Origin of the sequence: Marinobacter sp. BSs20148 (assembly GCF_000283275.1) — a bacterium.
In the GTDB taxonomy this organism is placed as follows: Bacteria; Pseudomonadota; Gammaproteobacteria; order Pseudomonadales; family Oleiphilaceae; genus Marinobacter; species Marinobacter psychrophilus.
Genome location: NC_018268.1, coordinates 2,038,122 through 2,061,832 on the forward strand (window position 1 = coordinate 2,038,122; position 23,711 = coordinate 2,061,832).

Genomic DNA, 23,711 nt, shown 5'->3' on the forward strand with positions numbered 1-23,711 from the left:
AGGCACTGGCGTAGCAAACTTACACTGCGTTTTTTTCTTTCTGCCGAATAGCCATTGGCGCCACATTTATCTCACCCAGTGCACGCTTGTACTCGTTCGGGAACACTTTGATAAATTTGTTGCGGCCATTGGACCAGTCATCCAGCAAATTGCGTGTACGCGTGCTGCCGGTGTACTTGAAATGGCGCTCAATCAGGCGCTTTAGAATCGCCTCGTCAGTCTCACTTTGGTCGCCGCGCAGCAGGCTATGCCAGATCGAGCGATCGACTTTCGCTTCTTGCTCAGCGTGGGCGAGGACAGGTTCCAGCGTGACCATCGCCATATTGCATTTTTTTGCAAAATCACCGTCAGGGTCCCACACGTAAGCAATACCGCCCGACATACCGGCGGCAAAGTTGCGGCCGGTCTCTCCGAACACCACCACTGTGCCGCCCGTCATGTATTCGCATCCATGATCGCCGACACCTTCAACCACTGTAATGGCGCCGGAATTACGCACTGCGAAACGCTCGCCGGCGACGCCGTTGAAAAATGCCTCGCCGGCGATCGCGCCGTATAAAACGGTGTTACCGATGATAATGTTGTCGTCTGCCAAACCGGGAAACTCTGTATTCGGACGGACAATAATGCGCCCACCCGATAAACCTTTGCCGACGTAATCATTACCTTCGCCGACGAGATCTAGCGTAATGCCGTGCGCCAGAAACGCGCCGGCCGATTGGCCTGCAGTCCCTAGTAACTGGATGTGAATGGTATCGTCGGGCAAGCCTTCGTGACCGTATTTTTTGGCAACGACGCCAGACAGCATGGTGCCAACCGTGCGGTTAACGTTCCTGACCGGCAAAGTGAACGAGACTTTTTCGCCTTTTTCGAGCGCTGCTTTCGCTTGCGCGATCAGCTGATGATCAAGCGCTTTTTCCAGGCCGTGGTCTTGCTCCTCCGTGTGATAACGAGGTACCGAAGCAGGTACTTCCGGTTGATAAAAAATCTTGCTGAAATCAAGCCCCTTGGCCTTCCAATGCGTAATCGCTTTTGACTTGTCGAGTAAGTCGACGCGACCGATCAATTCATCAAACGTGCGGATACCGAGTTGCGCCATCAACTGCCGCGCCTCTTCGGCGACGAAGAAGAAATAGTTGACCACGTGTTCTGGCTTGCCGGAGAACTTGGCGCGTAGTAGTGGGTCTTGTGTCGCGATGCCAACCGAGCAGGTATTGAGGTGGCATTTACGCAACATAATGCAGCCTTCAACCACCAGCGGCGCGGTTGCAAAACCAATTTCGTCCGCGCCCAGCATGGCCGCAATGACGATATCTCGACCAGTTTTCATTTGGCCATCGGCTTGTACCCGAATGCGGCTGCGCAAACCGTTCAGCACCAGCGTTTGCTGGGTTTCCGCCAAGCCCAGTTCCCAAGGTGTTCCCGCATGTTTGAGTGAAGACAACGGCGTAGCGCCGGTCCCGCCATCATGACCGGCGATCACTACGTGATCGGCCTTGGCCTTGGTGACGCCGACCGCGACCGTGCCAACCCCAACTTCGGACACCAACTTAATGGAGATCGACGCGCTTGGATTTACATTTTTCAAATCGTGAATCAGCTGCGCCAAGTCTTCGATCGAATAGATATCATGATGCGGCGGCGGCGAAATCAAGCCCACGCCCGGCACCGAGAAACGCAATTTTGCGATATATTCAGAGACCTTGTAGCCTGGCAACTGCCCACCTTCTCCCGGCTTGGCGCCTTGCGCCATCTTGACCTGGATTTGATCAGCGGAATCCAAATACGCGGCTGTCACGCCAAAGCGACCCGCCGCGACCTGCTTGATCCTGGAACGCACCGAATCGCCATCTTGCAAGACAATATCGGCTTCAATCTGGTCATGGCCGATAACAGATGCCATGGTCTCGCCCTGTTTGACCGGGATGCCTTTCATCTCCTGGCGATAACGGCTCGGATCTTCACCGCCTTCGCCGGTGTTGGACTTGCCGCCGATGCGGTTCATCGCGACCGCCAACGTGGCATGCGCTTCGGTGCTGATCGAGCCAAGAGACATTGCGCCAGTGGCGAAGCGCTTGACGATTTCTTTCGCCGGCTCAACGTCATCCAGAGCAATCGCCTTGGACGGGTCCAGCTTGAATTCAAACAAACCGCGCAGGGTCATGTGCCGCTTGCTTTGGTCGTTGATGATCTGCGCATATTCTTGGTAGGTGCTGAAATTGTTGGATCGGGTCGAATGCTGCAGCTTGGCAATCGCATCCGGCGTCCACATGTGCTCTTCGCCGCGCACGCGAAACGCGTATTCACCACCGGCATCGAGCGCATGCGCCAATACCGGATCGCTGCCGTAAGCTTGCTGATGCAGACGCAGCGCCTCTTCTGCTACTTCGACGACGCCGATGCCTTCAATATTGGATGCAGTGCCTTTGAAATATTTGTCGATAAGCGACTTATTCAAGCCGATCGCTTCGAAAACCTGCGCGCCGCAGTACGACATGTAAGTCGATATGCCCATTTTCGACATCACCTTCAACAAACCCTTGGCGAGCGCTTTCTGGAAATTCTGGATGGCTTTTTCCGGCGACAAATCACCAGATAATCTGTTGGCCATTTCCGCTAGCGTATCCATCGCGAGATACGGGTGGATGGCTTCTGCGCCAAAACCGGCAAGCAGCGCGAAATGATGCGTTTCACGGGCAGAACCGGTCTCCACCACCAAACCGGTCGACGTGCGACAACCTGTGCTAACCAGATGCAAATGGATTGCCGACGTAGCGAGCAAGGCCGGGATCGCCACTTGCTCGGCGTCCACCTTTCGGTCGGACACGATCAGGATGTTGTGGCCCGATTTAACCGCATCCACCGCTTGTGCACACACCGATGCCAGGCGCACTTCCATGCCGTCTTTACCCAAGGCCACCGGATAGCAAATGTTCAGTTCGTAGGATTTGAAATTACCGCTGGTGTGGGCGCTGATGTTGCGCAGTTTGGCGATGTCTGAATAGTCCAGAATCGGCTCCGATACTTCCAAACGCATCGGCGGATTGACGTTATTGACGTCGAGCAGATTCGGCCTGGGGCCGATAAAGGACACCAGTGACATCACCATCGCTTCGCGGATCGGATCGATCGGCGGATTCGTCACTTGCGCGAACATCTGCTTGAAGTAGTGATACAGCGGTTTGAGCTTGTCAGACATCACAGCCGGCGGCGAGTCGTTGCCCATTGAGCCTGTCGCTTCTTCGGCATTCAGCGCCATCGGCGACATCAATACCCTGACGTCTTCCTGGGTGTAGCCAAATGCCTGCTGACGATCAAGCAAGGATGCGCGGGTATTTTCTGCCGATGTTTGCGTTGTGATGTCGTCGAGCGTGGTTTCGTGAAGCTTAATGTCGTCCAGATTAATACGCACCGAATTAATCCACGCCTCGTAAGGCTTGGCGTTGGCGTAGGTATCTTTGATTTCCTGGTCATCGATGATGCGCCCGGCTTCGAGGTCGATCAGGAACATCTTGCCAGGCTGCAGGCGCCATTTCTTGATGATTCTGGATTCGGGAATCGGCAGCACACCGGATTCGGATGCCATCACCACCAGGTCGTCGTCCGTTACGATATAGCGCGCGGGACGCAAACCGTTGCGATCCAGCGTGCCACCGATGTAACGACCATCGGTGAACGCCATCGCGGCAGGGCCATCCCACGGTTCCATCATCGCGGCGTGGTATTCGTAAAAGGCGCGGCGGTTGTCGTCCATCAACGTGTGATTTTCCCAGGCTTCGGGGATCATCATCATCATCGCTTGCGCGATCGGATAGCCTGCCATCAGCAGCAGTTCAAGCGCGTCGTCGAAGCACGCGGTGTCGGACTGCACGTCGTCAATCAGCGGGAACAATTTTTGCAAATCGTCGCCTAGCACGGCGGATTTCATCACGCCTTCACGTGCGCGCATCCAGTTGACATTGCCCTTCACAGTATTGATCTCGCCGTTGTGGGCAATCAGACGAAAGGGGTGGGCAAGCGGCCATTCTGGAAAGGTATTGGTTGAAAAACGTTGATGCACCAGTGCCAGTGCGGAAACGCAGCGCTCATCCTGTAAGTCTTTGTAATAAAGGCCGACTTGATCTGCCAGCAGTAAACCCTTGTAAACAATGGTACGTGCCGACATCGAAGGCACGAAAAACTCTTTGCCGTGGGGCAAATCCAGCGCCAGGATTGCGTGACTGGAAGACTTGCGAATCACGTACAGTTTACGTTCCAGCGCGTCGCTCACCGTGATGTCTGGCCCGCGACCTATGAAGATCTGGCGGATCACTGGCTCTTTTTCACGCACGGTAGGCGACATCGGCATCTCGGTGTCGACTGGCACGTTGCGCCAACCCAGCACGACCTGCCCTTCGGCGCGCACCACGCGTTCTATCTCTTGCTCGCACGCGATGCGGGATGTCGTTTCTTTCGGCAAGAAAATCATGCCTACGCCATATTCTTCGGGCGGCGGCAGCTCGACACCCTGCTTGGCCATCTCTTCGCGATAGTACTGATCCGGCAGCTGAATCAGAACGCCCGCGCCGTCGCCCATCAATTTGTCGGCACCGACCGCGCCGCGATGGGCGAGATTCTTCAGGATGAGCAAGCCTTGCTTAACGATGGAATGGCTTTTATGGCCTTTGATATGGGCGATAAAACCGATGCCGCAGGCATCATGCTCGTTGGCAGGGTTGTAAAGGCCGTATTGCTGGGCGTGTTGGATTTTGGCTTCGATGTCATGCTTGTGCTCCACAGCGCACTCCTCATGGATGTTGCGGGAATCGGGCAGCGGCAAAATGGCGCGTTTATCCACCGTGGCGATGGTAGACAAGAATGTCGGTTTGGAATTCATTATATTCCTTAACGGGCTTCAGTGAAGCTATATCAGTCATGACACAGTCCTGAAGAGGGCAAGCGCTGATGCAGAACAGGACTCATCGCGGTTCGGCTCCGGTGACAGAGCCCTTCACCGTTACCGGTTTGCCCTGGATGAAGTTGATGCAGACTCCGTCGAGTTCTTCCAAAAACAGGGGCGCGCTCATGAAACCGCACGTATAGGGCGCCTGCCCGTCCCGACTGCAGCCGTCGCTTTCCAGATGTTGACACGACGTGCAGACGCCGAAGTGAGGCTTGCCTCTTTCCTGCGTCACCTGACCGAGCAAGCGTTGCAAGGCACTGGCAAAATGACCTTGGACACTGGGGGGTAGTGATTCCGCAGCACGGACCAGGGATTCGAAGGGATCATTCGCGAGAATGCCCCGGGCTTTCTCGGTCAGAACGAGCCGGACACTGCGCCTGTCGTCCTCTGACCGCATGCGTGTCAGATAGCCTTGGGTTTCTAGGCTTTTGATTGTCTGTGACGCCGTACCCCGGGTTGTGGCATGGAATGCGGCGAAGGCGGACGGCGTTTGCGAGAAACGGTTGGCCTGTGCGAAGTATCTAAGCGCCGCCCATTGGGCTGCTGTCAGCCCCTCCGCGAGACCCTCGCCGGACGCTATGCGTCCCAAGTGAAAGACCAATTCCGCGTTAGCGCGACCGTTCATTTCCAGCTCCTTGATCATACTTAATTTGGTGACGTCTAATTCACAGCCCCTTGACAATTTTTTTATAATAGCGTTTAAGAACTAATTTAACAAGATTGTAGTTTCGGAGCGATACCATAGTACGGCCTTATTCGTGAAGGGTGTGAGGCCATAAACCTCTTTGACAGTTAACCTCTTCACTATTCAGACCACAATGAGATCACGGCCAATACGATAGCGTTTCGATACTATATTGACAAATTCTCTGTGCTTACTTAGTATCGTTACGACACTAATTGAGGAAAAAATCGGTATCGGCGCGCTTACCAGCCACCAGCAAGAAAGCTGAGGGCCGTCCCCGGTTTATAGGGTTACAGCGATGGTGACCTTGGGTATTAAATGAAAACCGCAGAAAACCGAGGCTTCTGGAGCCTTCAATGAAAGATAAGGAGTGACGATCATGGCTACCACTGATAAAGAAGTGAACGAGCTGGTCAAGCGGGAATACGAACACGGTTTCGTGACTGAGATTGAATCCGACACTTTCGAACCTGGATTGAATGAGGACGTGATTGCCCGCCTTTCCGGCCTTAAGAAAGAGCCGGAATGGATGCTTGAGTGGCGGCTAAAGGCCTATCGTCGTTGGCTGGAAATGGATGAGCCGAACTGGGCGCACGTGGGTTACCCAAAAATTGACTACAACTCAATTTCCTATTATTCCGCGCCCAAGCGCAAAGAAGACATGCTCCAGAGCCTGGACGAAGTCGACCCGGAGCTACTCAGAACCTACGAAAAACTGGGCATCCCCCTGCACGAGCGTGAACAGCTGGCAGGCGTGGCGGTCGATGCCGTGTTTGACTCAGTTTCAGTAGCGACAACGTTCAAAGAACCACTCGCCAAAGCAGGCGTGATTTTCTGCTCCATGTCCGAAGCCATTCAGGAACATCCGGAGCTGGTCAAAAAATATCTGGGCTCTGTCGTTCCGGCGGGTGACAACTTCTTTGCTGGCCTGAACTCTGCGGTCTTCTCCGACGGCACCTTCGTGTACATACCGAAAGGCGTGCGTTGCCCCATGGAGCTGTCTACCTATTTCCGCATCAACGCAGCCAACACTGGGCAGTTTGAACGCACCCTGATCATCGCCGAAGACAGCAGCTACGTCAGCTATTTGGAAGGCTGCACCGCGCCTATGCGGGATGAAAATCAGCTCCACGCAGCTGTGGTCGAACTGGTGGCCCTGGACGACGCCCAGATCAAGTACTCCACCGTTCAGAACTGGTATCCGGGCGATGAAAACGGCAAAGGCGGCATCTTCAACTTCGTCACCAAACGTGGCGCTGCCATCGGTAAAAACTCCAAGATTTCCTGGACTCAGGTAGAAACCGGCTCTGCCGTTACCTGGAAGTATCCGAGCTGCATCCTTCGGGGCGAAAACAGCGTTGGCGAATTCTACTCCGTGGCGCTGACCAACAATTACCAGCAGGCCGACACTGGCACCAAGATGATCCACCTCGGCAAGAATACGTCCAGCACCATCATCGCCAAAGGGATTTCTGCCAGTAACAGCTCGAACGCCTATCGTGGCCTGGTGAAGTTTGGCCCAGGCGCAGAGGGTGCGCGCAACTTTACCCAGTGCGATTCGCTGCTGATTGGCGACCGCTGCGGTGCGCATACCTTCCCGTACATCGAGAGCAAAAATAAATCGGGCATTATCGAGCATGAAGCCACGACCTCCAAGGTCAGCGACGAACAAATGTTCCTTTGTCGCCAGCGCGGAATCAACCCTGAACAGGCCGTTTCGATGATTGTAAACGGCTTCTGTAAAGAGGTGTTCAAGGAACTGCCGATGGAGTTCGCCGTTGAAGCTGGCAAATTGCTTGAGGTGAGCCTTGAAGGCTCTGTCGGCTAAAAACAGAATTTGAGATTACAGAGAGAAGCCAATACATGCTGAACATCAAAAATCTACACGCGTCCGTTGAAGGTGAAGAAATCCTCAAGGGCATCAACCTGGAAATTAAAGCCGGGGAAATTCACGCCATTATGGGCCCCAATGGCTCAGGTAAAAGCACCTTGTCACAGGTGCTGGCAGGCAGCGAAAACTTTGAAGTCACCGAGGGTGAAGTCACCTTCAACGGTGAAAATCTGCTGGACCTAAAAACCGAAGAACGGGCCCGCGAAGGCGTTTTCCTGGCGTTTCAGTACCCGGTAGAGATTCCAGGCGTCAGCAACCTGCAGTTTCTGCGCACCGCCGTCAATTCCATGCGCGGCCACCGTGGCGAGCCGGAGATGAATGCGGCTGAGTTTATGAAACATGCGAGGGAAGTATCCATTCAAGTTGATCTGGATCCGGCCTTCCTTAAACGCGGCGTAAACGAAGGCTTTTCCGGTGGCGAGAAAAAGCGCAACGAGATTTTGCAGGCGCTGCTGCTTCAACCCAAGCTGGCCATTCTGGATGAAACCGATTCCGGGTTAGACATTGATGCGCTGCACGTGGTTTCGGACGGTGTGAACGCCCTGCGCGCTAAAGATCGAGCCATCTTGATGGTGACTCACTACCAGCGCCTGCTGAACCACATTGTGCCGGACTATGTTCACGTTCTGGCCGATGGAAAAATTGTCAAATCTGGCGGACGTGAGCTGGCCTATGAGCTTGAAGAGCGCGGTTACGGCTGGCTCAACGTGAAAGACAAAGAAGCCGAAGCCAGCTAAGGAGGCCACCAAATGAAGTCAGCACCAACGCTTTCTCGCGTCTTTCTTGAGCCAGCTGGCAACTACCTGCCCGGGCCTTTGCTCGAATTGCGCAAACAAAAGGGTATAGCTCTGGTGGATATGCCATTGCCGACCCGTAAAACCGAGAACTGGAAGTATTCCGTCCGCCACCTAAAGCTGTCAGATGAGCTTGCCGTTGCCCTCCCCTCCCGTGGCAAGAAAGGCACCAGCCTGTCCACGGCTGGATACCGCGTGGTTTTTCGCAACGGCGTAATGGTTCCAGAAGCCAGCGACTTTCCAGATCTTAACGGCATTCGTATTCAGCGGTTCTGCGACCTTGACGACCATGCCGCCGCTGCGCTGGCAGAACGCCTGAACAACACGTTGAACAGCCAAACCGTGCAGATGGCCCAGCTAAACTCCGCCCGGTTTGAGGATGGCCTGTTTATCCAGCTGGACAAAGAAACCGTTCTCGACCAGCCGCTGTTCATCATCCATGAAGTCACCGCTTCGTCGGTAGGTTCCGCCTATCCGCGGATTTACGTCGATGCGGCAAGGCACAGCCAGATGACGCTGGTAGAAGAGTACATTTCCAGCGGTAGTGAGCCGGTAATGGTCAACACTGTCACTGAATTTGTTCTGGCGGAAGGTGCCCGGATAACCAGCGTGAGGCTTACTCTGGAAGGCGAAAGCGTTCAGCACATCGGTGCGACAGGTGTTCGCCAGGCGACTGCCTCACGTTTTGAAAGCCACTGCGTTGGCTTTGGCGGCCCGCTGCGCCGGCACGATCTGCAGTTGCGCCTTGAAGGTGAAGGCGCCGAGTGCAAACTGAACGGTGTCGTGGTCACGCAGGGCAAACAGCATTATGACAACCACACGTCAATCGAGCACATAGCAGCCCATTGCAACAGTGAAGAAACCTATCGCAACATCGCTGCGGGCCAGTCTCATGCGATTTTCAATGGGCGCATCCATATTCATCAGGATGCCCAGAAATCCAACGCCAATATGAGCAACAAGAATCTGTTGCTCTCAACCGGTGCAGAAATCGACACCAAGCCCGAGCTGGAAATTTACGCCGACGACGTAAAATGCGCTCACGGCGCCACCATTGGCCAGCTCAATAAAACCTCGTTGTTTTACCTGGTTTCCCGTGGTGTCGGTCGTCGCGAAGCCAACACGCTGTTGACCATCGCATTTATCAACGAGCTGGTTGAACAGATTCCTGTTGAAGCAGTTAAAGAAGCCGTGCAACTTCGGCTGAATGACTTTTTCAATCAAACGTTTCAGGTGGCGTGAGCCGTTATTCACGGCCCTGCAGAAAATCCAGCGTCTTTTTGCCTAATAGAGGTGGAGTCATGACAACCGAAGTATTCACTCCAACCGTTGCCGTCACCATGACGCCAAGCGCGGTTAAACACGTGCTTAAACAAGTGAACAGGCAAGCGCAAGCCAAAGGCATTCGCCTGACCATTCGGAAGAGCGGTTGCTCCGGGTTCAAGTATGAAACCCAATGGGCCGAGGATGTCGCAGCGGATGACAAAATTTTCCATATTGACGGTGTCGATGTTTACGTCAAAGAGGAGCACCTAGCGCTGGTCAACGGTATTGAAATCGATTTCGTGACGGAAGGCGTGAACTCCGTGTTCCTGTTCCGTAATCCGAATGCCACCGCTGAGTGCGGTTGCGGGGAAAGCTTCACCGTCTCTTGATTGACATCAAACAAGGCCCGATAAGGCATGCAAGAACGTGAAGTGGTCCTGACCAAACTCAAGGTAGACGCCCGACCGGTGCTGACAGTGTGTCGATCATTGACGAAAATTCAAATCCCCGCTATTGGCACTGAGCGCCAGCTTTCTTTCGTTAGTATGAGCCTGAAGCAATGGTCGTTGTAGGGCGTATAGCGGTCTGTCAGAACACGATTTATTGAAAAGGTCTGAAGCTGAGCGTGGAGCGAACAATCTGCTGTGATCGAGTGTTTCGGCGGTAGTTGACCCTTAGCGGACACTGTAAAATATTAATATCAACCAAAAATAGGACTTTTCTGAGACTTAATAAACTGCTATATTTTCCGGAGATTTGTAAAGTTAATTAGTAGTAGAGCAAAGACTAAATAACGGAGAAATCATGAAGATGAAAATTAAACAGAACATCTTGCTTTCAACCATATTAGCACTTAGCGCGCCTGTTTTTGCAGGCGATGTCGCGCCTGCAAACAATAAACACTATTCACCCAATGTCGGTGATACCTTTCCTAATAATGTTTTCTTCGGTGATACGCATTTACATACGTCTTACTCAACCGACGCCGGTATGGTTGGCAACAACCTGGGGCCAGAAGAAGCTTATCGAATTTCTCGCGGTGAGGCCGTCAAGGCAAGCTTCGGCGAATGGGTGCAACTTAAAAGGCCATTGGATTTTGTGGTCATTTCAGACCATGCAGAAATTCTTGGTTTAGCACCAGCCATTAAAGAGGGCGCCCCTCAATTACAAGAATCTGAATGGGGTAAGAAAGTAAGCAAGCATGCAACTACGCCGGGCGAAGAACCAAAGGCGTTTGATATGTTTGTATCTTCTCTCACAGAAGGAAAAAATCCTTTGGCAGGATTAGGATTAGTAAAGACCTACTGGGAGAAAAGCACAGCAGCAGCTGAAAAATTCAATGAACCGGGAAAATTCACCGCATTAATTGGTTTCGAATGGACGTCGGTACCTGGTGGCAATAACTTGCACCGCAATGTTATTTTTAGAGGCGATAAAAGCAAAGCTGATCAAATTGTACCATTATCTGCCTATGACACCGTGGATCCAGAAGACCTTTGGGCATGGATGGCTGATTACGAAAAGAATACTGGCGGACAAATGTTGGCTATTCCGCACAATGGTAATTTATCACAAGGTTTAATGTTTGATGACGTTACTCTTACTACTAAGAAACCGTTAGATAAAGCCTATGCCGAAAGCCGTATGCGTTGGGAACCTCTTTATGAAGTTACCCAAATGAAAGGTGATGGCGAAGCGCATCCCTTTCTTTCTCCCGATGACGAGTTCGCTGATTTTGAAACCTGGGATTCAGGTACATTTGGCCCATACACCACGACAAAGAAGCATTGGCCGCGCGAATATGCAAGAGAAGCCTTTAAACGAGGTCTGGCTTTTGAGAAAAATCTGGGCGCCAATCCGTTTAAGTTTGGGATAATAGGTTCAACCGACAGTCACACTTCTGTGCCCAGTGCGGAAGAGGATAACTATTTTGGTAAAGTGAGTGTTTTAGAGCCCGGACGTGCCAGTGAAGATCGTTATGAAGAAACCATTATCGGTCGAGAAAACCCAGATGAGAAATCAAGAATTCACGCGGCTCGAGTGAGTGCCAGTGGTTTAGCCGCTGTTTGGGCACGCAATAATACACGAGAAGAAATTTGGGACGCGATGAAACGCAAGGAAGTGTATGCCACCACCGGTTCACGTTTGAAAGTTCGCGTTTTTGGTGGCTTTGATTTTGCCGCCGCAGATATAGATCGCATGGACTTTGCTAAACAGGGTTACAAGCGAGGTGTACCCATGGGTGGTGATTTAAAAACTGCACCTGCAGGAAAGGCCCCTTCATTTATCGTTCGTGCAATACGTGATACGGATGGTGCCAACATTGATCGTGTTCAAATCATTAAGGGATGGTTGGACGCTAATGGCGAAACCCATGAAAAGATTTACGATATAGCCGTTTCCGATGGACGTAAAATTGGCAAAGATGGTCGCAGTAAAAGCCCTGTCGGCAATACCGTGAATGTGGAAGAAGCTTCCTACACAAATTCAATTGGCGATGCTTACCAGCAAGCCTACTGGAAAGATCCCGCATTCGATGCTGCACAAAAAGCATTTTATTACGTGCGTGTGATCGAAATCCCAACACCACGTTGGACGGTTTACGATGCAAAGCATTTTGGTCGTGAACTTCCTGAAGGTGTCCCTACAGCCATTCAAGAACGCGCTTACACCTCTCCGATTTGGTATACGCCGAAATAAATTAAATTAGTTGATTACAACAAATAATAAAAGAAGGTATTTTTGATGAAGAAATTCCTAGTTGTTGTATTGGCAGCGTTTACTGTTGCAAGCACTGCTTATGCGGTCGATGAGCCTACTCTCAAGGTTACAACCGACGCAGGCACGATTGACCCTGAGCGTGTTGAGCGGTTCTTCAAAAAGCCGGGCTATTCGCCGTATGCTGGGCGCAATTTTTCGATGTTCCCGCTCTGGGGTGAAATCCACCTGCATACGTCATGGTCGGGGGATGCGATTGCTAGCGGCACAAGTGTCGGCCCGGACGAGGCGCTGCGCTATGCCAAGGGCGAGGAAATTACTTCGAATACAGGGCAACCCGTCAAACTCTCGCGTCCCTATGATTTCATGATGGTAGCGGACCATTCCGATTCACTTGCTATCATGAACGGTGTGAAGGAAGGCGATCCTAAACTGATGGCTGACCCTACCCTGAAAAAGTGGAACAAGGGTATGAGCGCCGGTGGCTCAGAGGCCACAGCGGTTGTGATGGAAATCATCAAACTTCAAGGCCAAGGGAAAGTGCCCGCTGCGTTGACGGACAAGTCACTCCAGTGGGACATGTGGAAAAAGATGACAGAGATCGTGGAAGGACATAACGAGCCGGGACGTTTCACCGCGATTATCGGCTATGAATGGACGTCAAACTACGGCGGTGGCAACAACCTTCACCGCAACGTGGTCTACCGTGATGGCAAGGCGATGGCCGATATGGTCCGTCCACTAACAACCTATGATAGCGACATTCCCAATAAGCTCTGGGACTGGATGGAAGTGTATGAGAAAAAGACCGGCGGCAAGGTGCTGGCGGTGCCACACAACGGCAACCTCTCCAACGGCTTGATGTACAAGCTCGAAACACCTGATGGCCAACCCATCGATAAGGACTGGGTCGAAGCCCGCGCCAAGTTTGAACCGCTGATCGAGATTACACAACACAAAGGCACATCCGAACAGCACCCCTCGCTGGCCCCTGCCGATGAGTTTGCCAAATTCGAAATTTGGGACAAAGGCAACCTCAATGTCGTGCCAAAAAAGCCCGGCATGATCAAAACCGAATACGCCCGAGAAGCGCTCAAACAGGGCTTTCAGGTCGAAGAGAAATACGGTACCAACCCATTTAAATTTGGCTTCGTGGGGTCGACTGATGCCCACACGGGCATTTCCTCAGCGGAAGAGAACAACTACTTCGGCAAGTTTCCGGCCAGCGAACCCAGCGCAGAACGCTCGACCGGCAACGCCTTCGATTTCGATGGCCGCACGGTTAAAGACTGGCAGCTTGGCGCATCTGGCCTGATGGCAGCTTGGTCGCCTGAAAACACGCGGGAAGCGATTTTTGACACCATGATGCGCAAAGAAGTCTACGGTACCACTGGCCCGAGGATTGGCGTGCGTTTGTTTGGTGGCTGGGACTTTGTTCCGGAAGACGCGCAACGCCGCGACCCTGCTGTCGTAGGCTATGACAAAGGCGTTCCTATGGGGGCCGACCTAACTGAGGCTCCCGAAGGCGGGGCACCCAACTTCCTCGTCGCTGCGATCAAGGATCCGATCTCGGGTAACCTCGACCGTATCCAGATCATCAAAGGTTGGCTTGATGTTGACGGCAAGACCCAAGAAAAGATCTACAACGTTGCATGGGATGGTGACCGCAAGCTGGATGCAGATGGCAATTTGCCCGCCGTTGGAAACACGGTTGATGTGAAAAATGTGACATGGACTAACACCATCGGTGCGCCGGAGTTGATCACCATCTGGCAAGACCCCGATTTCGACCCGGCGCTTAAGGCGTTTTACTATGCCCGCGTGTTGGAAATTCCAACGCCGCGCTGGACAGCCTATGACGCGGCTTACTTCGAAGAAGCCAATTTCGCTCCAGAAGTGCCGATGACCCTACAGGAACGCGCTTACACTTCACCGATTTGGTATACGCCTTGAAAGTTAAAAGTTAAATTATTCAGGACGGATTAATGATGAAATCAATATTAGCACTATGTTTGGCATTGGTTCTTGCGTTACCTGCATCGGCTTTTGCCCAGGACAGCCCGCCGCCTTCAGACAAAAAGCATTATTCACCCAATGTCGGTGATACCTTCCCGAATGACGTTTATTTCGGCAATCTACATGTGCACACAAGCTATTCGTTTGATGGCTATACCAATGGTTCGGTAACAATACCTGATGACGCTTATCGTTGGGCAAAGGGCGAGGCTATCAATGGCGGCGGGGATGGCTCGAAGTTGAAAATATTAAAGCCTCTGGATTGGTATGCGGTTTCAGACCATGCGGAATATCTGGGCCTTTTCAAAAAAATGGAAGATCCTTCGAGTCAGGCAAGCAAGATCGAAATGGCCAAGCGGGTACTCTCTAAGGATCAGGTAATTGCCTTCAGTGCTTACTCAGAAGTTTTAGCTGCGCTAGCAACGGGTGAAGCCATTCCAGAATTGGTCAATCCGTCGATAAATCAAACAATATGGCAAGAGGTGGTTAAAACTGCCGACGCACATTATATGCCTGGTAAATTTACAACTTTTCCAGCGTTTGAATGGACATCTCATCCGGGCAGCAGGAATTTACATCGTGTGGTTCTTTTTGAAAATTCGAAGAACCTCCCCCAAACCCCTTTTTCGGTACTGGACTCTGACCGCCCTGAAGACCTTTGGGCATGGATGGGCAAGCAGCGCGAAAACGGCGCCACGCTTTTAGCCGTGGCACATAACGGTAATGCCAGTGATGGCTTGATGTTTCCTGAAGAGATCTCATACGGTGGTAGCACGATGAGCAAGGAGTACGCTCAGACACGAATGCTGAATGAGCCTTTATATGAAATCACCCAAATAAAGGGTACCTCTGAAACACACCCGGCCTTATCACCTACCGATGAGTTTGCAAAATTTGAACTATGGGATTACACCTTGTCAGATTCAGCGCAAGCGCCAAAAAACAAAAAGGGAGGGTATGCGAGAGACGCTATAATTCGTGGCCTTCAATTGGAAAAAGATGGCAAAGGCAATCCGTATAAATTTGGATTTATCGGTGACTCGGATACACATAATTCCGCCTCGATGGTTGAAGAAGATAACTATCGTGGAAAATTTGGCATGGAGAACGATGCCAATCATCGGCTAAATGGTATTCCTGGATTTCCTGACGCGAATAATTTGCAAGTTCGTCAATTCAGTTCGGGCGGTCTTGCGGCAATTTGGGCGCGATCAAATACCCGGGAAGATTTATATGCGGCCATGATCCGCAAGGAAACCTATGCGACTACTGGCCCAAGAATGAAGGTGAGAGCCTTTGCTGGTTATGACATACCTGATGACATTTTGAGTAAGAAAGACTGGGTAGATGTTGCCTATAAAAAAGGCGTTCCGATGGGCGGCGATATACGGGCATCTCAAAATGCTCAAGCACCTCGTTTTATTGTTCAAGCATTGAAAGAAGCAGATGGCGCAAATCTTGAACGGATTCAAATGATCAAAGGATGGATTGAAGAGGGTAAAACCTATGAAAAAATCTATGACCTTGCCTTGTCGGATAATCGTAAACCCAGCGCCACCGTCAACGCGCCAGCGATTAAGAGCACCGTTAATGCAGCGGATGCGACGTATAAAAATTCTATAGGTGCTGCTCAACTACAAGTAGTTTGGCAAGATCCAGAATTCGATCCTGAAATTGCAGCCACGTATTACGTTCGCGTATTACAAATACCCACGCCCCGCTGGTCTACCTATGATTCAAAAACACTAGGAACGCCACCTAGAAAGGATCTGCCTGTATCCATTCAAGAAAGGGCCTTTACTTCCCCGATTTGGTATACGCCATAGCACTGGAATTAAATAGAGATACTGAATGAGAAAAATACTCAAAGAACCATTGCTGATTTTTTTGTTACTCGCTGGCTCGATGTTTGTGCTCTTTCAGCAGGCGTCGAATGATTACCAGTCGGACAACGCTGAAATTGTGGTGACGGAAATGCAAATAAAAGCACTGTCGTTAGGCTATGAAAAAGTTTGGCAGCGCTCACCTAACGAAAAGGAAGTGGCGGGTTTAATCCAAAACTATATCCGAGAAGAAGTGCTTTATCGAGAAGCGCTAGCCATGGGATTAGATAAAGGTGATAGTGTGGTGCGCCGTCGTCTACATCAGAAAATGGAATTTTTATCGGAAGATATTGCTAGCCTCGACGAACCGACTGAGCAGGAACTGCAGGCGTACCTGCTAGCGAATCAAGAGGCATATCGTCAACCTGCCCGTTTTAGTTTTCGACAGGTTTACCTCAGTGTTAGCAAGCGCGGCCAATCATCTCAAGCTGACGCTGTTGCGTTGCTGGCTAAGCTCGAAAAAGAAGACGGTAACGCAGCGACATTGGGTGATTCGTTGATGGTTAATCATCAATTTAATCTAGCGACAGCGCAAGAGATAGAGCGTGTTTTAGGGCGTGAGTTTCTTCAATCTCTAAATGAAACGCCCACAGATAATTGGCAAGGGCCGCTATCATCGGGCTTTGGCTTGCATTTGGTGCGTATTGATAAACGCATTGAAAGTGAAGCGCCCGGGCTTGATGACGTGCGCAAGCAAGTTGTCCGTGACTGGGGGTCGGAAAAACGAAAGCAAACCAATGAAACGCTTTATAATAACTTACGCAAGCGTTATAAGGTGATAGTTCAAGATCGTTCCAACAATACAAAAAGTGAGAGTGCCGCTAAATTATCTTTCAATGAAACGAAAAAATGAGTCGTATTTATTTCAGTATTATTTTGTTGCTATTCTCGATTGGGTTGGCCCATGCGGATGAATATCGCCCGGCTTATCTGGAGTTTAAGCAAACAAGCGACAACGAATTCAACATGCTCTGGAAGGTGCCTGCAAAAGGGCAGAATCGGCGCTTAAGTCTATATGTCGAATTGCCGTCTGACATCACAAAACCATCAGAGACAGTGAGTGCCTTTATTGGTGGCGCGTATATCGAACGTTCGACTATTAATCGGCAGGGCGGACTTGCAGGATCCAAAATTGGCATAAGAGGTCTGGAGCGCGTATCAACGGATGTATTAGTGCGCATTCAAAGACTGGATGGTTCATCTGAAACCGCCCGTTTAAACGCTAGATCAACATCGTTTATGGTCAAAGGTGCGCCTGAATTATGGAGTGTGGTGAATACCTATTTAGTGTTTGGTGTTGAGCATATCCTGGAAGGCTTTGACCACCTGCTTTTTGTTGCTTGCTTGATATTTATTGCTGGCACATGGCGCCGCATCCTGATTACCATTACGGGTTTCACTCTTGCGCATTCCATTACGTTAACCCTTGCTGGGTTAGAGTTGGTGCGTATCCCTATACCGCCGATTGAAGCGACTATTGCACTGTCGATTGTATTTCTTGCTAGAGAAATTGCACTGGATAAGCGTGACACACTCACCTGGCGACACCCAATCGCAGTTTCAGCTAGCTTTGGTTTATTGCACGGTTTTGGTTTTGCGTCCGCGCTTGCCGAAATAGGCTTACCACAAACTGAAATACCGGCAGCATTGTTAGCATTTAATGTTGGTGTTGAAATAGGGCAAGTAGTATTTGTTGCGTCTGTAATTTTAATATTCCAGCTAATAACACAAAGCTTAAAGTCGTTGAAAGCAGACTCGGCTAATTGGGTACAAAAAATCGAAAAGCCTATGGCTTATGCTATAGGTAGTATTACCATGTTCTGGACACTAGAACGTGTATCTGGTTTTTGGATATAACACGGTATAGGATCAAAAGAGCCGTATTCATTCCATTGGGAGGATTTACGTGTTGAGCCTATTGTCATTACTATGCCGAAAATCGAAGCCTCTCGTTATTACCCCGGTCAGAAATGGTTTCCTTGGTTCCGTTTGTATGGACCAGAGAAGGTGATCATGGACAAGAGCTGGTAATTGCAGGACATCGAGTAAGTAAACTGAACGATAGCAAGCTAACATGTCGCCCAAAGGCGACGCAAACAACGCGCGCTTTAGTTAGGCGTTACTAATGTCTACTTTTTTCTGAACCCCCATCAACATGATGACTGCTTTTGGCACATTTCGACGCTTTTCGAACAAGCCTTTTACCTCGTCTATTAGTCCGTTTATGGCGTGAAAGCAGCCAGTTCAAGAAAATGACCGGCACACTGCGATCGGAGCATAAATTGAGTATGCATCTTTATTAGTTGATATTTACGTGAAATTGGCGATATGGCAATAACCAGTATGACACTTTATTAATTCTAAGCGCTAAATTAGAGCGTAAAAATGCGGCCTTCAGGCGTGTTCAGTATGCTACTTTATTACTAGGCCACAAGAGTTTAGGGGGGAAAAAAGAGTGAAAAGTCTTACCTTAAGCTTTTACTTGCAAATCAATGAGTTATCAATAGGTAAGAGTTATGGGGGACACTAAACTAATGGAGAATGGTGGCACTCAGAAGGCCGAGACCTGCCTGGCTTTCTGCCCGCCCGGCGAAGAATCAGCCAAGGATTTCAGGAAAGAGTTTGGTGACCTGATCCTCTATTTCGACGCGGCGAGCATGCCTTATCTGCAAGACATGCAGATCGGCCTTGATGAAGAGGACGGTCTTCAGACCCCGACGATCAAGGCACCGAACTCGAAAAAACTGGCAAAGCAGCCCAAGACATTTGTTTTTTCAGAAGACTGTCCTGCGTTAAAGGTGCCCTCCGGTGAGTCTGTCACGCTAACGCAGGGAGCTTCTGTCTTGATAACCCAAGCGCTCGGCGGCAGCTTCACTGTTAACCACCAGGGCAATCTGTATCGACCGTCCCCAGAAGTTACCCGGAAACTGGGCTTTCAGTCAGACGCCATCGTGTTCGAACCCCCTGAAGATGGGAAAATCAGTGATCAGCAATGCTGGGATGCGATGCGACTGGTCTACGACCCGGAGATTCCGGTGAATGTTGTCGGTCTGGGTCTCATCTATAAACTGGATATTGACCAGGACAAACATTTTGTATTTGTTGAAATGACCCTGACGTCGGCGGGTTGTGGAATGGGCGCCATTATTGCCGGCGACGTAAAAGACAAGTTATTGCAGGTTCCGAATGTTAAAGACGGCAAGGTGAATGTGGTGTTTGATCCGCCCTGGAGCTACGACAACCTGGAGGAGGAAGCGCGGCTGGAGCTAGGGCTGATCTGAGCCAGCATCGTGACCAGTACTGGCAAGGCAAGCGACCATCAAAAACGAGTGAAATTTCTGGCCTACTTACATCCCGCCCTGGAGCAACGGCATGCTGACCGATGAAGCTGAACGGATGCGGACCGCCAGAAATGACCGTATCAGCCACGAACGAGCCGGATCTGTCGCGAGTCTCATGAACACCGAATACTCACCGGGTCGAGACTAGGCCATCGCTTACGCCAATGTTGCCCTTGTCAAGTACTGGGGCAAACGTGATGCGGACTTGAACCTGCCGGACGTCGGCTCGATCTCAATCGCGCTGGACGCGCTGTGGACCCGCACCCGGGTGGAACTGGATCCAGCGCTGGAGCAGGATAGCTTCGAGCTCGATGGTCAGATTGAGGCATACGGTTCAGGGCGCGTGACGGCACTGCACTGCTGAAGCGCATGCGCTCCATCTGTGGAAGTGAAACCCGGTCCCGGGTTGTCAGCCAAAACAACTTTCCTACCGGCGCTGGTCTGGCCTCGTCGGCGTCGGGTTTCGCCGCGCTGGTGACTGCGGCGGATCGCGCCTACGGGTTAGATCTTTCTCCCTCCAGGCTTTCGGAGCTTGCGCGAATCGGGTCCGGCTCCGCCGCGCGCTCGGTTTTTGGTGGATACGTGGAGATGCAGCGCGGCGAACTCCCCGACAGCAGCGACAGCGTCGCCGAACCCTTGGCCGCGGCGGCGGACTGGCCGTTGGCGGTCGTAATCGCGGTTAGCGAGCGCGGTCGAAAGTTGGTGGGATCCACTGAAGGCATGCAGCGGACCGCACAAACGTCACCGTTCTATTCGGCCTGGGTGAACAATCAGCCCAACGACCTCGCGCTGGCGCGAACGGCTATCGCGGCCCGTGATTTCGATGCGCTGGCCTTGCACGGCCTAGCCATGTCGGCCCGGCCCGGTCTTCTGTATTTCAATGCAACGACCATGGAATGCCTGCATCGCATACGTCGTTTGCGCGGCCGGGGCGTTGCGGTGTTTTTTACCGTCGATGCCGGCCCAAAGGTTAAAGCGATATGTGCACCGGAAGCGGCAGATACGGTGGCCGCAGCGCTCGAGGATGTGCTCGGCTCGACTGAGATTCTGCGTGCTGGGCTGGGCAGTGGTGCGGTGAACATGGACGACGGTCAGACGTGAATGTGAACTGCGTCCAGGCCTCTGCGCCGGGCAAACTGCTTTTAATTGGTGAATATGCCGTGCTCGACGGGGCACCGGCGCTGGTGATGGCGGTGGACCGGCGGGTGAAAGTCCGGTTGCGGCGGGCATCGAGCGGTACGGGCTGGTTGAGTGCCGCTCAGCTCGGATTTGAGCGGGCAGCCATGCGGGTCGAGGGCGATGTGTTGCGCTGCGATGGCGCAGACCTGGCCGCGGCGTTTTGCGGTGGTATCAGCGAATTTCGATCCACCGACGAATTCGCGATCTGCACACCGGCGAACTGGCCAAAGGATCTACATTGGCGCGCAATATGGACCCGTCAGGCTGCCCAGACCACGGATTTTGTCGGTGCGTTCGATACCTGGAAGCTGGCTGATCCTGTTAGTGCAGGCCGGATCCGGTCCCGCCTGGACGAGATTGCGCGCCACGCCGCAGCCAACGCGCACGACGGGGCTGTCCTGTTCGATGCTTGCGCCGCCTACGCCGCTGAGATGGTCGCGCTGGGCGATGCCATGGGCGAGGAGGTCATGACCGCCCCATCGACGGCTGGCCAAGCATGGACACGAGTGCGGCGTGGTCTACAAGAGTTGTGGCGCCGGTGGTGGCGACCTTGGAATTGCCCTGGCGCGTGATGCAGAGAGACTCCGGGCATTCGAGCTCGGCGTCTCAGATTGCGGTGGGGTTCCCTTAAACTTGGCCATATCGGAATCTGGCGCAGAGGCTACGTGTCGCCCGGAGCCCGAATCGGGCAGAAAACTTTAACAAGGAGCGAACATGGCAAGAATTCCCGAGTTCTACAAACTTTCGGTTTCTCAGCGGGTTCGCGAAGTTCGCAAGCAGGGCCTGCTTTCGAACCAGGATTACCAAGCGCTGGTTAGCGGCAATCACACGCTCTCGATCCAGTCGGCCGACAAGATGATCGAAAACGTCATCGGTGTCATGGGGCTGCCGTTGGCGCTGGGCCTGAATTTCCTGATCAACGACAAGGCATACGCCATTCCATTGGTCGTGGAGGAGCCTTCGATCGTTGCGGCGCTGAGTTCTGCGGCCAAGATCGCACGGGCCGGCGGCGGCTTCCGGGTCGAAAGCTCCGAGTCGATTTTGATTGGCCAGATCCAAGTCGTTGACGTACCGCACCCGCAGCGCGCCAAGGCGGCACTGTTGCAGCGTAAAAGCGAAATCCTGAACCTTGCCAACAGCCTGCACCCAAACATGGTGGCTCGCGGCGGCGGTGCCAAGGACCTCCAAGTGCTGATTCACCCATCATCGGGCCAGCGCGGTGACATGGTCGTCGCCCACCTGCTGGTGGATACGTGCGACGCGATGGGCGCGAACCTGGTCAACACAATGTGCGAAGGCGTTGCCTCACTGGTCGAGAATATCGCCGAAGGCAAGGTGTTCCTGCGGATTCTTTCAAATCTGACCGATCGAGCCCTGGTCAAGGCCCGGGTCTCGATTCCGCTGGACGCGCTGGCCGGCCGCGGTTTCGATGGTAAGCAGGTGCGCGACGGAATCATCCTGGCCAACGAATTTGCCTCGATCGACCCCTACCGTGCGGCGACCCATAACAAGGGCATCATGAACGGAATCGATGCCGTGGCGCTGGCCACAGGCAACGACTGGCGCGCCCTTGAGACGGGCGCCCATGCCTGGGCTGCGCGCGGATCCCATTATACGTCGCTGACCCAGTGGACGCGGGGCGAAGACGGCTCGTTGGAAGGCGAGCTCGAGATTCCGATCAAGGTCGGTATTGTTGGGGGTGCGCTGCAGTCCAATCCCACGGTGGCAATGAACCTCAGGCTTCTGGGCGTGAGTTCGGCACGCGAGCTGGCCGAAGTGATGGGCGCGGTGGGTCTTGCGCAGAACTTTTCGGCAATCCGCGCGCTTGCAACCGAAGGCATCCAGCAAGGCCACATGACGCTGCACGCCCGAAGCGTTGCAGCCGCGGCCGGTGCAACACCCAAAATCTTCGAAACCATCGTCGACCGGCTGATCGAATCCGGCGAGATCAAGATCTGGAAGGCGCGAGAGTTGATCGAGCAAGTTGTCAGCCCTTGCGTGAAGGCCGCTAAGGAGAAACCGCAGTCTGAAACCGCTACCGAGGAACGCAACGTATCCAGCGGACACGGCAAGATCATCCTGCTAGGCGAGCACGCAGTTGTTTACGGGCGGCACGCGATCGCGACGCCGATACCGTTGGCCATACAGGCGCACGTGCAGCGCGGCGGGGACGGCGTGCAACTGATCATTCCGCGCTGGGGCGTGGAGCAGCGATTGCACCGAAGCGCAGAAAAACAGCATGCTTATGAGGAATCCTTGGCGATTATTTTCAAGACGCTCGGACTCGAACGCGAAAGCATGCGTTTGGAAATTTTCCCCAACGTACCGCGAGCCATGGGACTGGGCGGGTCAGCGGCGATCGCGGTGGCCACCATTCGCGCACTAGACCGTTGTTTTGAACTCGGCCTGGATGACGAGCGCGTCAACGAGCTGGCGTTCGAGTGCGAAAAAATCGCACACGGGACGCCATCGGGTATCGATAACACGCTCTCGACCTATGGCCAGACCATGCTCTTCCGTTCCGGTGAATCGCCGCTGCGCAAGGTGATCGAGATCGATCAGGCCGTGCAGCTGGTCGTCGGTATTAGCGGTATCGAGAGCCTGACCGCGGCGACAGTCGCGCGTGTTCGCAAGGCACTCAAAGCGCACCCCGAACTGTACGAGAATATCTTCAACCAGATCGATTCACTGGTGATCGAGGGAGTGAATGCGCTGGTCGGGCACAAGCTCGAGACGCTGGGAGAGCTGATGAACATTTGCCATGGCCTGCTCAACGCGATGCAGGTGTCGAGCTGGGAACTGGAGGAAATGATCCAGATTGCCCGCCGCCACGGCGCTCTCGGGGCAAAGCTCACCGGTGGCGGTGGCGGTGGTTCCATCATTGCACTATGTCCGCCGGAACCCGGCGCTGCCGACCGAATAGAATCGGGTATCCGTGAAGCCGGCTATCAGACAATTCAGGTTACAATGGGCGGTAAGCCGAAAAATAGGTGAGG

At 52.6% G+C, this 23,711-nt stretch carries 18 protein-coding genes; 16 read left to right on the forward strand and 2 right to left on the reverse strand.

The window, feature by feature from the left end:
* Positions 1 to 19: 19 nt before the first annotated feature.
* Both MRBBS_RS09255 and MRBBS_RS09260 read right to left on the reverse strand, forming a co-directional pair.
* A complete protein-coding gene (locus MRBBS_RS09255) occupies positions 20 to 4,876 on the reverse strand; it encodes a glutamate synthase-related protein (protein WP_014871219.1) in 4,857 nt (1,618 codons plus the stop codon).
* Positions 4,877 to 4,958: 82 nt separating this feature from the next.
* Positions 4,959 to 5,567, reverse strand: a complete 609-nt coding sequence (locus MRBBS_RS09260; RefSeq protein WP_014871220.1) for a MarR family winged helix-turn-helix transcriptional regulator — start codon at positions 5,565 to 5,567, stop codon at positions 4,959 to 4,961.
* Between the two features lie 439 nt (positions 5,568 to 6,006).
* On the opposite strand from MRBBS_RS09260, the gene sufB reads away from it, so the two are divergent.
* From sufB to MRBBS_RS09325, 16 genes are all read left to right on the forward strand, one after another.
* Positions 6,007 to 7,455, forward strand: coding sequence for a Fe-S cluster assembly protein SufB (gene sufB, locus MRBBS_RS09265; RefSeq protein ID WP_014871221.1), 1,449 nt, complete (start codon positions 6,007 to 6,009; stop codon positions 7,453 to 7,455).
* Between the two features lie 35 nt (positions 7,456 to 7,490).
* Entirely contained in the window at positions 7,491 to 8,255 is a 765-nt protein-coding gene (sufC, locus tag MRBBS_RS09270; protein ID WP_014871222.1) for a Fe-S cluster assembly ATPase SufC, read from the forward strand.
* A gap of 12 nt (positions 8,256 to 8,267) precedes the next feature.
* Positions 8,268 to 9,554 (forward strand): Fe-S cluster assembly protein SufD, encoded by a 1,287-nt coding sequence (gene sufD, locus MRBBS_RS09275; protein WP_014871223.1) that lies wholly within the window; start codon positions 8,268 to 8,270, stop codon positions 9,552 to 9,554.
* Between the two features lie 59 nt (positions 9,555 to 9,613).
* On the forward strand, positions 9,614 to 9,967 hold the full coding sequence (locus MRBBS_RS09280) for a HesB/IscA family protein (RefSeq protein ID WP_014871224.1): 354 nt from the start codon (positions 9,614 to 9,616) through the stop codon (positions 9,965 to 9,967).
* A 27-nt stretch (positions 9,968 to 9,994) separates the two neighbouring features.
* Positions 9,995 to 10,150 (forward strand): hypothetical protein, encoded by a 156-nt coding sequence (locus MRBBS_RS19660; protein WP_014871225.1) that lies wholly within the window; start codon positions 9,995 to 9,997, stop codon positions 10,148 to 10,150.
* Positions 10,151 to 10,382: 232 nt separating this feature from the next.
* Positions 10,383 to 12,278, forward strand: a complete 1,896-nt coding sequence (locus tag MRBBS_RS09285; RefSeq protein ID WP_014871226.1) for a DUF3604 domain-containing protein — start codon at positions 10,383 to 10,385, stop codon at positions 12,276 to 12,278.
* A 45-nt stretch (positions 12,279 to 12,323) separates the two neighbouring features.
* Complete coding sequence (locus tag MRBBS_RS09290) at positions 12,324 to 14,249, forward strand: DUF3604 domain-containing protein (protein WP_014871227.1); 1,926 nt, start codon at positions 12,324 to 12,326, stop codon at positions 14,247 to 14,249.
* A gap of 32 nt (positions 14,250 to 14,281) precedes the next feature.
* The gene (locus tag MRBBS_RS09295; protein ID WP_014871228.1) at positions 14,282 to 16,138 is read left to right on the forward strand and encodes a DUF3604 domain-containing protein; all 1,857 of its coding nucleotides are present in this window, start codon (positions 14,282 to 14,284) and stop codon (positions 16,136 to 16,138) included.
* Between the two features lie 25 nt (positions 16,139 to 16,163).
* Positions 16,164 to 17,048: a peptidyl-prolyl cis-trans isomerase gene (locus MRBBS_RS09300; protein ID WP_014871229.1), complete on the forward strand. Its 885-nt coding sequence runs from the start codon at positions 16,164 to 16,166 to the stop codon at positions 17,046 to 17,048.
* A complete protein-coding gene (locus MRBBS_RS09305) occupies positions 17,045 to 18,052 on the forward strand; it encodes a HupE/UreJ family protein (RefSeq protein WP_014871230.1) in 1,008 nt (335 codons plus the stop codon). Before MRBBS_RS09300 ends, MRBBS_RS09305 begins: the two co-directional genes overlap by 4 nt.
* 6 nt (positions 18,053 to 18,058) lie before the next feature.
* Positions 18,059 to 18,226, forward strand: coding sequence for a DUF1254 domain-containing protein (locus MRBBS_RS20435; RefSeq protein ID WP_144012751.1), 168 nt, complete (start codon positions 18,059 to 18,061; stop codon positions 18,224 to 18,226).
* Between the two features lie 503 nt (positions 18,227 to 18,729).
* Positions 18,730 to 19,476, forward strand: coding sequence for an iron-sulfur cluster assembly protein (locus MRBBS_RS09310; protein ID WP_014871231.1), 747 nt, complete (start codon positions 18,730 to 18,732; stop codon positions 19,474 to 19,476).
* A gap of 265 nt (positions 19,477 to 19,741) precedes the next feature.
* A complete protein-coding gene (locus MRBBS_RS19775; protein WP_014871232.1) occupies positions 19,742 to 19,900 on the forward strand; it encodes a hypothetical protein in 159 nt (52 codons plus the stop codon).
* A gap of 5 nt (positions 19,901 to 19,905) precedes the next feature.
* Positions 19,906 to 20,637: a diphosphomevalonate decarboxylase gene (gene mvaD / locus MRBBS_RS09315; RefSeq protein ID WP_014871233.1), complete on the forward strand. Its 732-nt coding sequence runs from the start codon at positions 19,906 to 19,908 to the stop codon at positions 20,635 to 20,637.
* Entirely contained in the window at positions 20,634 to 21,287 is a 654-nt protein-coding gene (locus tag MRBBS_RS09320; protein ID WP_014871234.1) for a hypothetical protein, read from the forward strand. Before mvaD ends, MRBBS_RS09320 begins: the two co-directional genes overlap by 4 nt.
* A gap of 142 nt (positions 21,288 to 21,429) precedes the next feature.
* A complete protein-coding gene (locus MRBBS_RS09325) occupies positions 21,430 to 23,709 on the forward strand; it encodes a hydroxymethylglutaryl-CoA reductase, degradative (protein ID WP_014871235.1) in 2,280 nt (759 codons plus the stop codon).
* Positions 23,710 to 23,711: the final 2 nt, after the last annotated feature.

Coding starts and splice junctions, on each gene's coding strand:
- MRBBS_RS19660 (WP_014871225.1), top strand. CDS start 9,995: ATGCAAGAACGTGAAGTGGTCCTGACCAAACTCAAGGTAGACGCCCGA.
- MRBBS_RS09325 (WP_014871235.1), top strand. CDS start 21,430: ATGGCAAGAATTCCCGAGTTCTACAAACTTTCGGTTTCTCAGCGGGTT.
- MRBBS_RS09255 (WP_014871219.1), bottom strand. CDS start 4,876: ATGAATTCCAAACCGACATTCTTGTCTACCATCGCCACGGTGGATAAA.
- MRBBS_RS09280 (WP_014871224.1), top strand. CDS start 9,614: ATGACAACCGAAGTATTCACTCCAACCGTTGCCGTCACCATGACGCCA.
- MRBBS_RS09290 (WP_014871227.1), top strand. CDS start 12,324: ATGAAGAAATTCCTAGTTGTTGTATTGGCAGCGTTTACTGTTGCAAGC.
- MRBBS_RS09285 (WP_014871226.1), top strand. CDS start 10,383: ATGAAGATGAAAATTAAACAGAACATCTTGCTTTCAACCATATTAGCA.
- MRBBS_RS09300 (WP_014871229.1), top strand. CDS start 16,164: ATGAGAAAAATACTCAAAGAACCATTGCTGATTTTTTTGTTACTCGCT.
- MRBBS_RS09295 (WP_014871228.1), top strand. CDS start 14,282: ATGATGAAATCAATATTAGCACTATGTTTGGCATTGGTTCTTGCGTTA.
- MRBBS_RS09310 (WP_014871231.1), top strand. CDS start 18,730: ATGGAGAATGGTGGCACTCAGAAGGCCGAGACCTGCCTGGCTTTCTGC.
- mvaD (WP_014871233.1), top strand. CDS start 19,906: ATGCGCTCCATCTGTGGAAGTGAAACCCGGTCCCGGGTTGTCAGCCAA.
- sufC (WP_014871222.1), top strand. CDS start 7,491: ATGCTGAACATCAAAAATCTACACGCGTCCGTTGAAGGTGAAGAAATC.
- sufB (WP_014871221.1), top strand. CDS start 6,007: ATGGCTACCACTGATAAAGAAGTGAACGAGCTGGTCAAGCGGGAATAC.
- MRBBS_RS09305 (WP_014871230.1), top strand. CDS start 17,045: ATGAGTCGTATTTATTTCAGTATTATTTTGTTGCTATTCTCGATTGGG.
- MRBBS_RS09260 (WP_014871220.1), bottom strand. CDS start 5,567: ATGAACGGTCGCGCTAACGCGGAATTGGTCTTTCACTTGGGACGCATA.
- sufD (WP_014871223.1), top strand. CDS start 8,268: ATGAAGTCAGCACCAACGCTTTCTCGCGTCTTTCTTGAGCCAGCTGGC.